The organism is Colwellia sp. TT2012 (assembly GCF_001440345.1).
GTDB lineage: Bacteria > Pseudomonadota > Gammaproteobacteria > Enterobacterales > Alteromonadaceae > Colwellia.
Genome location: NZ_LJYX01000017.1, coordinates 403,888 through 418,504, shown reverse-complemented (window position 1 = coordinate 418,504; position 14,617 = coordinate 403,888). Strand labels below are relative to the sequence as shown.

Annotated in this window: 13 protein-coding genes and 1 tRNA gene; 11 read left to right on the top strand and 3 right to left on the bottom strand. The window is 39.2% G+C overall.

The genetic code is table 11. The features are described from left to right. The first annotated feature begins 10 nt into the window (after window positions 1–10). From folP to ASU03_RS11485, 5 genes are all read left to right on the top strand, one after another. The gene (gene folP / locus ASU03_RS11505) at window positions 11–856 is read left to right on the top strand and encodes a dihydropteroate synthase (protein ID WP_057831940.1); all 846 of its coding nucleotides are present in this window, start codon (window positions 11–13) and stop codon (window positions 854–856) included. Between the two features lie 97 nt (window positions 857–953). Next, window positions 954–2,291 carry a phosphoglucosamine mutase gene (gene glmM, locus ASU03_RS11500; RefSeq protein WP_057831939.1) on the top strand — a complete coding sequence of 446 codons (1,338 nt, stop codon included), beginning with the start codon at window positions 954–956 and terminating at the stop codon, window positions 2,289–2,291. A 319-nt stretch (window positions 2,292–2,610) separates the two neighbouring features. After that, window positions 2,611–3,381: a triose-phosphate isomerase gene (tpiA, locus tag ASU03_RS11495; RefSeq protein WP_057831938.1), complete on the top strand. Its 771-nt coding sequence runs from the start codon at window positions 2,611–2,613 to the stop codon at window positions 3,379–3,381. A 2-nt stretch (window positions 3,382–3,383) separates the two neighbouring features. Then, entirely contained in the window at window positions 3,384–3,788 is a 405-nt protein-coding gene (gene secG / locus ASU03_RS11490; protein WP_057831937.1) for a preprotein translocase subunit SecG, read from the top strand. A 57-nt stretch (window positions 3,789–3,845) separates the two neighbouring features. Continuing rightward, window positions 3,846–3,930: transfer RNA gene (locus ASU03_RS11485), tRNA-Leu, on the top strand. A 247-nt stretch (window positions 3,931–4,177) separates the two neighbouring features. On the opposite strand, the gene ASU03_RS11480 is transcribed toward ASU03_RS11485, so the two are convergent. After that, window positions 4,178–5,083, bottom strand: coding sequence for a Fic family protein (locus ASU03_RS11480; RefSeq protein WP_197411245.1), 906 nt, complete (start codon window positions 5,081–5,083; stop codon window positions 4,178–4,180). A gap of 218 nt (window positions 5,084–5,301) precedes the next feature. Beyond that, window positions 5,302–5,484 (bottom strand): hypothetical protein, encoded by a 183-nt coding sequence (locus tag ASU03_RS11475; RefSeq protein WP_057831935.1) that lies wholly within the window; start codon window positions 5,482–5,484, stop codon window positions 5,302–5,304. A 663-nt stretch (window positions 5,485–6,147) separates the two neighbouring features. On the opposite strand from ASU03_RS11475, the gene ASU03_RS11470 reads away from it, so the two are divergent. Both ASU03_RS11470 and ASU03_RS11465 read left to right on the top strand, forming a co-directional pair. Continuing rightward, a complete protein-coding gene (locus ASU03_RS11470; protein WP_057831934.1) occupies window positions 6,148–6,975 on the top strand; it encodes a phytanoyl-CoA dioxygenase family protein in 828 nt (275 codons plus the stop codon). A gap of 75 nt (window positions 6,976–7,050) precedes the next feature. Beyond that, on the top strand, window positions 7,051–8,385 hold the full coding sequence (locus ASU03_RS11465) for a DEAD/DEAH box helicase (RefSeq protein ID WP_057831933.1): 1,335 nt from the start codon (window positions 7,051–7,053) through the stop codon (window positions 8,383–8,385). A 55-nt stretch (window positions 8,386–8,440) separates the two neighbouring features. On the opposite strand, the gene ASU03_RS11460 is transcribed toward ASU03_RS11465, so the two are convergent. Beyond that, the gene (locus tag ASU03_RS11460) at window positions 8,441–11,875 is read right to left on the bottom strand and encodes a DEAD/DEAH box helicase (protein ID WP_057831932.1); all 3,435 of its coding nucleotides are present in this window, start codon (window positions 11,873–11,875) and stop codon (window positions 8,441–8,443) included. Between the two features lie 201 nt (window positions 11,876–12,076). Here ASU03_RS11460 and ASU03_RS20750 point away from each other — a divergent pair, with 201 nt between their 5' ends. The 4 genes from ASU03_RS20750 (at window position 12,077) to ASU03_RS11445 (ending at window position 14,420) form a co-directional block, all read left to right on the top strand. Continuing rightward, on the top strand, window positions 12,077–12,250 hold the full coding sequence (locus ASU03_RS20750) for a hypothetical protein (RefSeq protein WP_157465889.1): 174 nt from the start codon (window positions 12,077–12,079) through the stop codon (window positions 12,248–12,250). Between the two features lie 497 nt (window positions 12,251–12,747). Beyond that, a complete protein-coding gene (locus tag ASU03_RS11455) occupies window positions 12,748–13,053 on the top strand; it encodes a hypothetical protein (protein ID WP_157465888.1) in 306 nt (101 codons plus the stop codon). Further along, window positions 13,046–13,435, top strand: coding sequence for a HipA N-terminal domain-containing protein (locus ASU03_RS11450; RefSeq protein WP_082627257.1), 390 nt, complete (start codon window positions 13,046–13,048; stop codon window positions 13,433–13,435). Before ASU03_RS11455 ends, ASU03_RS11450 begins: the two co-directional genes overlap by 8 nt. Continuing rightward, a complete protein-coding gene (locus tag ASU03_RS11445; protein WP_057831930.1) occupies window positions 13,425–14,420 on the top strand; it encodes a HipA domain-containing protein in 996 nt (331 codons plus the stop codon). The genes ASU03_RS11450 and ASU03_RS11445 overlap by 11 nt, the downstream gene beginning before the upstream one ends. Window positions 14,421–14,617: the final 197 nt, after the last annotated feature.

The window sequence follows — 14,617 nt, the reverse complement described above, 5'->3', positions numbered from 1 at the left end:
TTAGAATACTATGACAGTAGATTGTTTTTTAGCCAAAAAAGTCCCTCAGCAGCATGAGAAAGCCCAGCCACAAGTGATGGGTATTTTAAATGTTACCCCTGACTCATTCTCCGATGGCGGAAAATTTGCTAGTTTTGATAACGCATTAGCACACGTTGCACAAATGATTGCTGATGGCGTCGATATTATCGATATTGGCGGTGAATCAACTCGCCCAGGCGCAGTTGAGGTCAGTGAAGTGAATGAGTTAGCTCGCGTTATCCCCTTACTTAAAGCGATTAAAGCAAAGTTTACTATCAAGGTATCAATCGATACCAGCAAAGCCGCAGTGATGGCACAAGCAATCATTCATGGCGCTGATATTATTAATGATGTGCGGGCATTGCAAAACGACGGCTGTTTAGCGGTATTGGCAGCAAGTAATGTGCCGGTGTGTTTAATGCATATGCAGGGTTTGCCGCGCTCAATGCAAGAAAATCCGCACTATAACGATGTTATTGGTGATATCAAACAGTTTTTTATCGACCGTATCAGCGTCTGTGAGCAGGCGGGTATTAAGCGAGAACGGTTGATTTTAGACCCCGGTTTTGGCTTTGGTAAAACCCTAGAGCAAAATTATCAGTTACTGGCACAACTGCACCAATTTAATGACTTAGGCCTACCTTTGCTCTCAGGCACATCGAGGAAATCAATGATAGGTGATTTATTAGCGCGTAATGTTGATGAACGTCTTGCAGGTAGTTTAACTACCGCTATAATAGCCGCACAGCAAAATGCGAGTATTATTCGGGTGCATGATGTTAAAGAAACAGTAGATGCCCTAAAAGTATTAGCCATGACAGTGAAATACCAGTAAGTGGCACTGTCAGTATAATCATAATTTATGTTAGCAAAACTAACAAACTTAGCAGCGAAACGATGCTGCTATAGCGTAAAATATATAAGGAAAAACTATGTCTGATCGTAAATATTTTGGCACCGATGGTATTCGTGGTTTAGTTGGCAAAGCCCCAATAACGCCTGAATTTGTGATGAAATTAGGTTACGCCGCCGGCAAGGTTTTAGCGGCGCAGGGAACGAAAAAAGTTTTAATCGGTAAAGATACTCGTATTTCGGGATATATGCTGGAATCAGCCCTCGAAGCTGGCTTTTCTGCTGCTGGTGTCGATATCGGTTTGCTTGGTCCTATGCCAACGCCTGCTATTGCTTATTTAACTAAAACATTTAGAGCCGAAGCCGGCATTGTTATTAGTGCCTCGCACAACCCTTTTTATGATAATGGCATTAAATTCTTTTCACAATCAGGCGAAAAATTGCCTGATGATATTGAATTAGCCATTGAAGCAGAGCTCGATAAACCCATGGGCTGTGTTGAATCAGCTAAGTTAGGTAAAGCTACCCGCATTAATGATGCGGCAGGGCGTTACATTGAATTTTGTAAAAGTAATTTCCCAACGCGAATGTCATTGCAAGGTTTAACCATAGTGGTTGATTGTGCTCACGGCGCAACTTATCACATAGCGCCCAATGTATTTCGTGAATTAGGCGCTAACGTTATCGAAATAGGCACAGCGCCTAATGGTACTAATATTAATGATGGTTGTGGTGCAACATCAATGGCTGCCATTAGCAAAGCGGTTGTTGAGCATAAAGCTGACCTTGGTATTGCCCTTGATGGTGATGGCGACCGTTTGATGATGGTTGATCATACCGGTTATGTTCTTGATGGTGATGTGATTATCTATATCATCGCCTGTAATGATATAAAAACGGGCCGTAAAGGCGGTGGTGTTGTTGGCACCTTAATGAGCAACATGGGCTTAGAATTAGCCTTAAAAGAATTAGATATCGAATTTGCCCGCAGTAAGGTTGGCGATCGTTATGTCATGGCAATGTTAAAAGAGAAAGGCTGGCAACTCGGCGCGGAAAATTCAGGCCATGTTATCAACCTTAATCATACCTCTACTGGTGATGGCATTATTGCTGCGCTGAATGTACTCACCGCGGTAATGAAACAGAAAAAATCACTACATGAATTACGCCAAGGTATTACCATGTTGCCACAATTGCTGGTTAACGTGCGCTTTGCTGGTGAAAACAACCCATTAGAAGATGTCAAAGTGCTTGCTGCGGTAGATGAAGTCAATGAAATACTAATGGGTCGTGGTCGGGTGCTATTGCGTAAATCAGGTACTGAACCCTTAATTCGCGTTATGGTTGAAGGTCCTGATATGGATGAAGTCACCTTATTAGCCAATAAAATTGCCGATTTTGTCAAATTGGTTAAATAGTTTTACCCATAAACGATTACTCTCAAAAGACGGATAAATCTCGATTGAATCACGTCTAAAGCTAGCGTTGAGCGAGTAAAGGGTGATTTCAAACACTATTATGCTAAAAGCGTGTTATACCAATATGCATACAGAAATGAGTAATTTCTTGTGCATAGGGGTAAATAAGTATAAAAAACCTGCAACCAGTAAAAGATATTGTGTGAAATACTTGTATCTTTTGCGCAGGTTAGTTACTATCTCGCGGCTTCATTTTAGCAATCACTTCATTTGAACGTTGTTGGAGTGATAAGATAATAACCTAGGCTAAGAGGTATAAATGACTAGACAAGCAATTGTAGCCGCAAATTGGAAAATGAACGGTGACTCAGCCCTAGTTGATACTATGGTTTCAGAGTTAGCAGATGTTAAACTTTCTTCACACGTTGATGTAGTTATCTGTCCTAGCTTCCCCTATTTATCTGAGCTTGCTCAGAAAATAAAAGCAGCTAACTTAAATGAAGCAATCCATGTTGGCTCGCAAAATGTTAGTGAACATGAAAGTGGTGCTTACACAGGTGAAATATCCATAGCTATGTTGAAAAACTTAGCGATTAACTATGTAATAGTTGGTCACTCTGAGCGTAGAAGTATTTATAAAGAAACGTCTACCCAGATTGCAAAAAAAGTTCATGCGGCATTAAATGGCGGCTTAACACCCATTTTATGTATTGGTGAAAGCGAAGCAGAACGAGCAAGTGGAGCAACAGAAACTGTATTATCAGCACAGCTTCAGCCAGTTATCGATGAAATTGGTATAGAGAAATTTAATGATGTTGTTATCGCGTATGAGCCAGTTTGGGCCATAGGAACAGGTAAAACAGCATCAAGTGCCATGGCACAAGAAACACATCAGTTTATTCGTCAATTTTTAGCTCAGCAAAACGAGCAAGTGGCGGCTAAAATACCTTTACTCTACGGTGGCAGCGTTAATGCAGCTAACTGTGAAGAATTATTTGCACAAGCGGATATAGACGGTGGTCTTATTGGTGGTGCTAGTTTAAAAGCAGAACAATTTAAAATTATTTGTTCCGCAGCGAAAGGAAAATAGAAATGTTGTATCAAGTCTTAATTATCGTTTACGTACTTATTGCTTTAGCTCTTATTGGATTAGTATTAATTCAACAAGGTAAAGGCGCAGACATGGGCGCATCTTTTGGTGCTGGCTCGTCTGCCACTGTATTTGGTTCAGGCGGCTCTGGTAACTTCTTAACGAAGTCAACGACTTATCTAGCCGTTGCATTCTTTGCTATCAGCTTAATCTTAGGTAACATAACGGCTAACCAAACGAAATCGGTTGATGAATGGAATAACCTAAGCGTGCCAACTGAGCAAGCTATTGATGCGATTCCAACTGAAAGCCTTGAAGCTACTACATTGCCAGCTGCACAAAATAGTGATGTCCCAGCTTCTGACCTAGTAGTTAATAAAGAAGACAGTAGCAACGTCCCAGATTAACTTATAGCTAAACCTCAACTTAGTTAAAAGTAAAAAAGTTTAAAAATCTAGTATTGCGCGGTTGTGGCGGAATTGGTAGACGCGCCAGCTTGAGGGGCTGGTGATTTAGGTCGTGGGGGTTCAAGTCCCCCCAACCGCACCACTAGATTTATATATGATATAAAAGGCTTAATGCATTACGCGTTAAGTCTTTTTTTGTTTGGTTGCTAATTGGTATGTCATTGGTTGCTAATTATTCTTCAAAGGGTAGTTCAATAGGTAGTATATTTAAAGCATAAGAAAGGGCTGTAAAGGTGCTTTATATTTTGAATTCTATGGCAGTATGGGGGCGAAAACGAGTTAGGGTATATATTCTAAAACACTCGTTATCTAATAATTTATAAAGTTAGCTAAAGTGAATGAAATAGATTGTTACCAACCTTGGTTATATAATATTTTTGCCTTGGACTTCTTGGCGAATCAGGTTCTGTCATTGCTATTAATCCAGCGTCTAGAGCCGGTGCGATATAGTTATTCTTAAATGTAGGTCGATGCTTTAACGCTAACGCTTCCATTATAATTGCAAGTTTTTGCGGTTCTTTATTATTGAGCCAACTCAATAGAGATTTTACTTGATCGCTTACTTGCACTGTTACTTGATCGCTTTGATCTGAGGTAACTTCAATCATTGCTGAATATAATGCTTTGAGCATAAAAAATATAAATGCGGTTGAATCGCTTGCTTTATCTGAAGCTGACAACGCTCGGTAATATTCATTTTGTTGATCTTTAATGACAGTTTCTACTGGCAGGTATGCAAATATTGGTTGCCATTGGCTAAGGTATAATGTTTGCCATAATCGACCCATTTTGCCATTACCATCTGAGAATGGATGGATGAATTCAAATTCATAATGAAAAATACAACTTGCAATCAAGGGATGACAATCCGTATTTTTCAACCAGTTAAGTAAATCATCTATCAATAACGAAACTCTATTGGCTGGTGGTGCCATGTGGATTAACTGTTTTTCTCGATAAACGCCAACGCCTGCATCACGGTATTTGCCAGCATCATCAACTAAGCCATACATAAATGATTGATGTGCTGATAATAAATCACTCGAATTTTTTGCCTGCCACGAAGTAAGGTTTTCATAAGTTTTAAAGGCATTTCTCACTTCTTGAATTTCATGAGGTAAACCTAATACTTTTTTACCTGATATCACAGCAGTAACTTGCTCTATAGATAAAGTGTTATTTTCTATTGCGAGCGAAGCTTGAATAGTTTTAATTCGATTACCGCGTCTAAGCACAGGAGAAAGCAGATTTTTATCATTTGCTGACCAATGCCCAAGTAACCGGCTAATATCAGCAACAATATTTAAAATGTCATTAGTGATTTGAAAGGGTGGTTGCTATGACATTAGATGCTTCCTTGGCTTTCATATTTGATTATAAAACAACACTAGCACTAGAGTGTTTAGTTATAATGACTGTAGCAACTACAGTCCTTTGAATCTAAATAATTTGGTTAGGTGTCAGTTGCCGAGGAAACAGTCACGTATTCATAGTTAAATGCTCTGATTTTTTTACCTGAATCAGCAACAAACTCTACAGTTGTTGAACGAGGTAATATTAATACTGCTTCATACTCCTCACCAGTTAAACAAGTTTCATTACCACATACTAGGTCTTGGGTTAATTTTATTATCATTATTACTGTTCGCTATTGTGTTGAATAATTTAACAGATTATACCATTTTCCACGTACCAATTAGTGAAAATACTGTTCTAACTGATTTCAGTCAAACTCTAATAAATAACATCCTATCTGATTATTTAATTGTATTTTGATTAACCAGTAATAAATAATTTTTGGGATAAGAAAGCTGACCTTGCAAACGAACTGGTTAGTGGTAATAGTGGCTGTGATGACTATCTCGTTAAGGGGCGAAATGCCTTAGGGTTTTTATTCTAAAGGGTGCGACTTCATAAAATAAACAAATGAAAATAATTTAATAGTGAGAAAAACCATTGACTATTTTGGTTGATAATTCAGATGTAAGCTATTGATCTTAAATGACTGGCACTGCTATTATTTTTAAATTAATAGAACAAGGTTTTACTCGTAAGTGATTGTATATATGTATTTTATGTTGTTTAGGTGAGCATTCTTGAGGGGCTGGTGACTTAGGTCGGGGGGGGGCAAGTCCCCCCCGCACCACTAGATTTAAATTAATAGTTAAAAGGCCGATATGTAATATATCGGCCTTTTTGCGTTTACTTGCTCATTATTGATAGTGAGTAAATATTGTTTTTTTTCATGTTTTTTTTTACTATAACAAGGTGAAAGTTAACATGAAGGAAATAGGTGTAAATGGTAGATAATCCAAGCAAAGTAAATAACAGCGAAGCAAATAGCCGTCAGTTAAATTCAAGCCAATTAAATAGTGATTACCAAGAACAGGGTTACTTCGTCATTAGAGCTTATTTTAATACTGCGGAAATTGCAGCATTGAGAGAAGTGGTGTTAAAATTTCACCAGTTATGGATACAAGACAACGCAGAATTCTATAAAGAAACCGCCTTTAATTCTTCTTTAATTACCGGCAGTCAGTACTTAGGGAGCGATGATAGAATAAAGCTTTTTAATTTTATCAGCTCTAAAAAAATGATGGCTGTGGTCGATTCGGTTATAGCCGATAAGGCCGCGTTTATGAATACGCAATTATTTTTCAACCCCATTAACCCAGAGCTTAAAGATTTCTGGCATCGAGACTGTCAATATGATCACGACGTTGACGTACAAAAAATTGTTATTCATGAGACCCAGGTATTACATCTGCGTGTGCCTTTATTTGATGAACTTGGTATGGAGCTAGTCCCAGGTACACATAAACGCTGGGATAATGAAGAAGAGTTTAATATCCGCCAAGAAGAGCAGGGCAGGTTGAGTAACGAAAGCCTGTCTACCGGTAAGCAAATTAAGTTAGCCGCAGGCGACTTGTTAGTTTTTTCGGCGGACATGATCCACCGGGGTTTATATGGCATGGACCGGTTAGCGTTAGATATTTTAGTGTTTGATACCACCGGTGATTTTGCTGACTATGTTGATGATGATTGTTTACCGGACAGTTCAATGCTAGATAAAATTGAGTACCCAAGGTTATTTATCAATACACTCGAGTTAAAGTCGCAGGTCTGATCGAATTCACTAACTTAACCAGGCATAAATACGCTAAAATAAGGGTTATTACCTTAGCTTTGAGCCTCTATATTAATGACCTCTGCCAAAAACGCTGCCAATACTACAGCCACAATACCAAGCAATTTTAAAGAACTTGGCCTTATTCCACCCTTATTAGCTCGATTGACTGAGCTGGAATATAAGCAGCCAACGCCTATTCAAGCGCAGGCTATCCCAAGTGTCTTAGCGGGACGTGACTTAATTGGTGGGGCAAATACCGGCTCGGGTAAAACAGCCGCCTTTGCCTTGCCCATGTTGCAACAGCTACATGCGGTAAAACCATCGGCTAGTAAAGGCCGCAAAGGTAACTATGTATCTGGACTGATTTTGGTGCCTACCCGTGAATTGGCCAAGCAAGTGGCTGATAGCATTAAATCTTACGCGGTGCACTTTAACGGCGAGATCAAAATACTTGCTGTTTTTGGTGGTGTATCAGCGAATACACAAATGCTGGCATTGCGCGGCGGTACTGATATTTTGGTGGCAACCCCAGGTCGATTACTCGACTTGATTTCATCTAATGCCATTAAGCTCGACAGGGTGGCAACCTTAGTGCTTGATGAAGCTGACAGAATGTTAAGCCTAGGCTTTACTGAAGAGCTAGCGGCGCTGTTAGCATTACTGCCAAAGAAAAAACAAACCTTACTCTTTTCAGCTACCTTTCCTGAGCAAGTACAGACCTTAACCAAAGAGTTACTCAACAACCCGGTTGAAATACAATTACAAAGTGCCGATGCTAGTACCTTAGTACAGCGCGTTTTCACCGTCAATAAAGGCGAAAAGACAGCTCTGTTAGAGCATTTAATCAAACAACATAAATGGCGACAAACGCTGGTTTTTGTTAATGCCAGAAACCACTGTGAGCACCTAGCTGAAAAGCTCGCTAAGCGTGGTATTAGCGCCGAAGTGTTTCATGGTGATAAAGGTCAGGCCGAACGTACTCGTGTGCTTGAAGGGTTTAAAGCCGGCGATATTGAGGTGTTAATTGCCACGGATATTGCTGCCCGTGGTCTAGATATTGAAAAACTACCTGTGGTCATCAATTTTAACTTACCCAGAAGTCCAGCCGACTACATGCATCGAATTGGTCGAAGTGGCCGTGCTGGTGAAGTGGGCTTAGCAATATCGCTTATTGATTATGAAGATTATCATCATTTCAACGTCATCGAAAAGAAGAACAAGATTCGCCTTGAACGTGAACAAGTAGCAGGTTTTGAAGTCGATGAAGAGATCACCGCAGAGCTGTTACAGGCGATTAAACCGATGGCAGCACCTGAAGGCTCTGGCAAGAAAAAGGCTAAGAAAAAACGCAAAAACCAAACGTCAGTGAATGCCGATATCTGGGCTGGATATTCTAAACCAGAGTAAGTAGTCGCTAATCCCGGTATAACGGGCCTAAGTGGCCCTATATACCCTTTTGATACTAACTTAATGGTGCCAAGAGCGAGTCTAAAATATCATCGGTTAAACTCAGTTTTGTATCACTCACTTCTTCAGATAACAAGGCATTGGCTAGGTCGGCTTTATTTTGCTGTATTTTAAGAATTTTTTCTTCTATTGAATTTTCAATAATATATTTGTACACAAAAACAGGTTTGTCTTGGCCAATGCGATAAGCTCTATCTGTCGCTTGGTTTTCTACCGCAGGGTTCCACCAAGGGTCAAAATGAATAACGGTGTCGGCTGCCGTTAAGTTCAAACCGACACCACCTGCGCGCAAGCTAATTAAAAATACCGGCACGTCACCGCGTTGAAACTTATCAACCACTTCTTGGCGCTTAGTGGTAGCGCCGGTTAATTTAACAAAACCAATATTTGCAGCCACCAGCTCAATCTCAATTAAAGCAAGCATGCTGGTAAACTGTGAAAAGATTAATATTCTACGGCCTTCATCAATTTGCTCAGGCAGGGTTTCCATTAAGTAATCAAGCTTAGCGGATTTGTTTATTTTTTTAGCGCCTTTAAGTGATAATAGCTTAGGGTGATTACAGACCTGTCGCAACTTTAATAACGCATCCAACACTTCTATTTGACTACGTTTTAAACCTTTTTCAGCAATGATATCTTTTAAACGACTATCCATGGCTAAACGCACTGACTCATACAGCTCAGCTTGTTTACCTTCAATACGCAGGGTTTGAATTATTATCGTTTTCGACGGTAGCTCAGTGGCTATTTTGTCTTTGGTTCTACGTAAAATAAACGGTTTAATACGCTGATTTAATATCTGCTTACGTTCTAGCTCACCATGTTTTTCTATCGGCGTTCTAAAGAGTTTGGTAAATTGCCTTTGACCGCCTAAAAATCCGGGCAGTAAAAAATTAAATTGCGCCCAGAATTCGCCTAAATGATTCTCCATCGGCGTGCCGGTTAAGCACAATTTATGCTGTGCATTAAGTGACATAAACGCTTGGTATAATTTGGTTTTTGGATTTTTTATATAGTGGGCTTCATCAAGAATAAGGTAATAAAATTTTTGCCGACAATAAAGATCTAAATCTTTCGTGATCAAGGCATAACTGGTAATAATTAGATCAACCTTATTTTCGTCGCTTGCATCACCTTCACTTCTTTTCAGGCAGCCGAAGTGCTGATGACGTTTACTACCGTGTAATACTTGATAAGAAAGTTGTGGGGTGAATTTGTCAATTTCATTTGCCCAGTTAAAAATAACACTGGTGGGGGCAACAATTAAAACCGGTTTTGTCAGTCGGCCTTGTTGTTTTTCAATTAATAAGTGCGCCAAGGTTTGAATGGTTTTACCTAAACCCATGTCATCAGCCAAAATACCGTTTAATTGATACTCCCGTAAAAACTGTAACCAGTTAAGACCTTGATGCTGATACGTTCTTAAGGTCGCGTTTAAACCTTTCGGCACCGCCACTGTGGTGACTTGTTGAAAGTTCTGTAGTTTAGTAGCCAGCGCTCTTAACTTACTTGTGCCTGTGGCTATCATGCCTTGGTCATCTAACATCGATAAGGTTTGATGACCTTGAAAGCGTGATAGCTTCATGGTGCCATCTTTATTTAAGGGATTAGGCATAAACAGTTCAATAAACTGTTTTAAAATGGGTTGGACACTTTTATAACGCAAGGCAACAAAATCACCATTGTCTAGATCAACATAAATAGGGGTATCGGGCGCAATAAACGCTGCTTTTTTGTCAACACCTTCTTCGCTAGCACCTTGTTCACTATCAACACTTTCATCATCATCATCAACATTTTCTCGACCAAAAAGTACCGAACGTGGTAATTGTTCAATAGCGCCCAGCAAAATAGGAAACGCGGGCATTTTTTTCCCATCAATGGTTAAGTTTAACCCTAAGGAGAAAAAATCATGATCATCGGTTTCAATCACTTCGGCATCAAATATGCTATCGGTGGCCAGTGATTTATAATAAAAAGCATCGGCAAAGCTAATATGCCAGCCCAAGTCTTTAAGTAAGGGTAATTCTTGATCTAAAAACTGATGCCAAGCATAGCGGCCTTGCAATATCATGGAATATTTAGGCGTTTTATCGGTAAGTGACGCGTCTTTATTTAAATACTCGGCATTAATAAAGGCATAACGTTTAGGTATAGGCACTGGGCTAAATTTTAAGGTGGTCAATTTGTTAATAACCGTTTGCTCAAAGGCTAAATCACGATAAAGCTTTATCTCGCTTGAGCTTTCGTTTTCACCCTCAACCTCACTATCACTATCACTATCCGTTAGCCTTGCTACGGTAATCGTCGCACTCTCATTATGCGGATTAACTAAATTGCCTTGATAAGAAAAATTAACCTTCACATTACCCGTTTGTGGTTTTTTTTCTAGCGGCGTAGAAAAGTATAAATGCACCTCGGGTTTGCTTAAGTCTTGTGAGAACTGAGTTTTGGGTTTAGGCAAGCGTTGCACCGCATCACCTAACGACATCGACAGCTTATTTATTACCCAGGGTAATTTATCTTCTTCAAAAATGGGTGAATTGAGTAAGTCGGCTTCAAAATCACATCGAGTATTGGTATTAATCTTACCGAAGCAATTTTTATCTTCATCATAAAAACAAAGCGGTTGTGCTTTAATAATTTGAATACTGCTGGAGGGCTCATTCAATACCAGCTGTAAAGTATGTAAATTGTTACCCAGTGCTAACCACTGCCACTCTGCTTCTATGGGCTCACTTAAGGTAATGGCTTGGTCTAAGTCGAAGTGTGTATGCCAAAAACAGCGATTTGTTTTTATAATCTGTGCAAATAAATCAAAATACTTAACGTTATCGCCAAATTGGTTAGTACGCATAAGCTCGGTAATTACCGCCACATCCTCGTTAGTCGCATAGGCACTATTAATTAAGGTACTGGTTGAATATTCACTGCCCAGAGAACTACTCCAGCCGCCACTTTTTTTTGCGCGCGTTGATTTTATCGCCAAATTAAAATAATCGTCTTCGTTATAACTGTTGGGGGTTAAAAAGTACAATAACGATTTTTTTTGAGGATTTGGTTGGTATCTACTGGGCTGAGCTTGAAAATGGCTAAGCCATTTATCAATGACTCTTTCAGAGGTGGCAATACTATTTCTATCAAAATGTTCATGAATAAAACACTGCGCCAAGGCGGCACCATGTTTACAGTCACGGCCGACATAACAATCACAATAACTGGCAATACCATCATGCTTAATATTTAACACTAAACGCGTTAAGTAACTCGATTGTTTAGATCGCTCACTAAAAACGACACCGCGAATTATGTCTTCATCAAGGGCACAGGTTTTAATACCATCCGCTTGATAAATTCTCGCGCCTTTTTTCCATTCGTTTTTGGTAAAGTGTTGTTCAAGTAATGCCGGAGTGAAAGTGTTTTTGGCCATAAGTCTTTAATTATTAGTATTTAAATAGGTTGCATGGGTTAAGTAGCTTAGACAGTTATCTGCTCTTAACCGCATGATAAATATCATAGCCCTAATGATAGCTAAGGATACCTCAGGGGGTAATCCAAATAGCGAGTCAGGTATTATTCTAGCCAAATAATACCATAACCGCTTATTTTTCATAAGGTGGACAGCAATATTTTGTTAGTAACTTCTGGCCGATTACCCTATTTGATGGCAACTAATACCATTACACTAGACATAGTTAACCAACAAACTAGCGAGCAAACAAACAAAAAAGTGGCTGAGCAAACAAAACCTTTAGCCAATAATGTTATTAGCTTATGTGAATATAAAAAAATGAATAAAGGCTAATACCAGTTTTATTAAGTTTATGATCTTGTTGTGCCCAGGAAAAATAAATTAAAGCAAGGCGCTCGATTGAGCAATAGCTGGCTATTGGAATTGATAGCAACGCCTTGGTGTATGTTAACCAGCACAAGTGGGCAATAATTTAATGAAATTGCTATCATAGGTGGGCCAGTATCTAAAGCGATCAAACACCATCGCTCAGGTATCACAGTCTCGGTAATATGCGTAACCCATGCCTGTCATCCTCATATTTCCACCCCCGTCATTCCCGAAGTACCTGATCGGGAAGCCAATGTTTAAAAGCCATAATACTTTGATTAACGTAATTTTAAATTACCGTTCAACCTTTAACTTGATTTTAGTGTGCATTTGTCATTTATATTAGATTTAACGTTTAAAATTATATTTAATCACATTTATTTGTGAATGTATTTTGTATTTCAAAGAATATTTAGATTATACTATTTTATGTTGTTATAAAGATGTTTTTATTGGAGTGTATGATGAGTAACGATATAGATGTCGCTGTTGAGGCGCTGAGTAAAGTTCAAAACATGCTAAAAGATTTTTCAGCTGACATGAATAAATCAAAAAGTTTATTTAAACTTGCCGAGTTAGGGACTTATGTTGAGCGATTTTGTGCGGATAACGTCTTACAAAAAAGAGATCTTTGCCTGCTTGCTGATATTTCATCAACAACGCTGACCAACACCCTCAAAAACCCTGAAAAAGCATCAATGTCCACGGTGTTATCCATTGGTGAAATCGTTGGCTTTGAATTACTTATAGGTCGTAAAAATGATTAAACCAAACCGGCAAGGGCATATCTACTGCAACGGAACGCTTGCTGGATTGTTGCAAGAATTCACCGATCTTAAAGCAGAGCGTTACCGTTTTACCTATGATACTAGCTATCTTATCAAAGGTGTACCAATAGGCTATAGCTTCCCTTTGACCGAAACCCCCTTTGAGTTTGACACCTTTCCCACGTTTTTTGCCAACCTCATATCTGAAGGATGGTTACGCACTCATCAAGCAAAAAGAGCCAGACTCGATAAAGCCGATTCATTTGGTTTACTCTTAGCAAATGGTAAAGAATTAATTGGTGCAATTTCAGTGATACCAGTGCCATTAAGTTTGTTATCGGCTGGTACGCAGGAAAAATATAGGAATAATCATGGCATGTAAGGGCAGTTTAAAAGAGACAAGTGATAAAAACCTTCAAAATGGCTATTCAAAAGCTCACCTTAAATCTATGTACGGTATAACTAAGCCGGTAACCATTAAAGGTACGTCTGACAGCTTCACTGATATGGTGATTGACCATACGGTTGGCACCTCTATATCGGGAGTGCAACGAAAAATGTTTATGACACTTGAGCAAGGTATATTAGTACCGAGCAACCAAGGTGAGTATATGGTAAAACCTACGCCCAAAGGATTGCCGCAATTGTCTGAAAATGAACATGCCATCATGAACATTGCCGATCGGGTTGGTTTTCATGTCGCTAAATGTTCAATAGCAGCCTTTGCCGACGGTGAACTTGCCTATGTTACCAAGCGTTTTGATTTAACCGATAATAAAAAAGTAAAAATTTTTGTCGAAGATGGTGCCAGTATTTGTGATGTTCATCCTATGCACAAAGGTAGCGATGCACTTTCTTATGAAGACTCAATAAAAAAAATGGTAAAAGCGTGTGGTGGGGCAATTGCGCACTCTGTCTACGCAGTAAGGCATGTACTATTTTCCTATCTGGTGGGCAATAATGATTTACACCTTAAAAACTTCTCACTAAAAAGAGCGCCAACGAGCAAATCTAATTTAATGGATGGCTTTGCTCCCTTGTACGACCTATTGAGCATAGCGCCTTACCCTGACTACGACCAAGAATACCTGTCATTATCGTTATTACAAGCTGAAACCGATGGCGACTTTAGCGCAAGTTATGAGGCTTATGGTTATTATACTAAACATGACTTTATATTATTGCTCTACTCTCTAGGGGTAAAACCCAGCATTGGCGAAAAAATAATTTTAGCGCTTGTCGCAAATGTTAGCAAAGTATCCGCAAAGGTATTGCATCTTTCAAGTTTAAGCAATGACATGCAAAGTATCATTATGAGCCGTATTACCAATAGGTGTGATGCAATTGAAAGAAAGATAATTGCGTAGATATACAAAAACAGGGTTTTCAACCCAGTTCTTTCCAGTTCCCGTCATTCCCGAAGTACCTGATCGGAAATCCAATATCTAATAGCCATTAAACTTTGATTTATATGGATTTAGAAGGAAAATGTGACATCCAGAGCTTGGCTCTAGTTTTGTTTTTAAAGTATGGATGTCCCGGTTTCAGGAAAAATAATTCAACG

Excerpts from the sequence above, each read along its gene's own strand:
- folP (WP_057831940.1), top strand. The coding sequence starts at position 11 with ATGACAGTAGATTGTTTTTTAGCCAAAAAAGTCCCTCAGCAGCATGAG.
- glmM (WP_057831939.1), top strand. The coding sequence starts at position 954 with ATGTCTGATCGTAAATATTTTGGCACCGATGGTATTCGTGGTTTAGTT.
- tpiA (WP_057831938.1), top strand. The coding sequence starts at position 2,611 with ATGACTAGACAAGCAATTGTAGCCGCAAATTGGAAAATGAACGGTGAC.
- secG (WP_057831937.1), top strand. The coding sequence starts at position 3,384 with ATGTTGTATCAAGTCTTAATTATCGTTTACGTACTTATTGCTTTAGCT.
- ASU03_RS11475 (WP_057831935.1), bottom strand. The coding sequence starts at position 5,484 with ATGATAATAAAATTAACCCAAGACCTAGTATGTGGTAATGAAACTTGT.
- ASU03_RS11470 (WP_057831934.1), top strand. The coding sequence starts at position 6,148 with ATGGTAGATAATCCAAGCAAAGTAAATAACAGCGAAGCAAATAGCCGT.
- ASU03_RS11465 (WP_057831933.1), top strand. The coding sequence starts at position 7,051 with ATGACCTCTGCCAAAAACGCTGCCAATACTACAGCCACAATACCAAGC.
- ASU03_RS11460 (WP_057831932.1), bottom strand. The coding sequence starts at position 11,875 with ATGGCCAAAAACACTTTCACTCCGGCATTACTTGAACAACACTTTACC.
- ASU03_RS11455 (WP_157465888.1), top strand. The coding sequence starts at position 12,748 with ATGATGAGTAACGATATAGATGTCGCTGTTGAGGCGCTGAGTAAAGTT.
- ASU03_RS11450 (WP_082627257.1), top strand. The coding sequence starts at position 13,046 with ATGATTAAACCAAACCGGCAAGGGCATATCTACTGCAACGGAACGCTT.
- ASU03_RS11445 (WP_057831930.1), top strand. The coding sequence starts at position 13,425 with ATGGCATGTAAGGGCAGTTTAAAAGAGACAAGTGATAAAAACCTTCAA.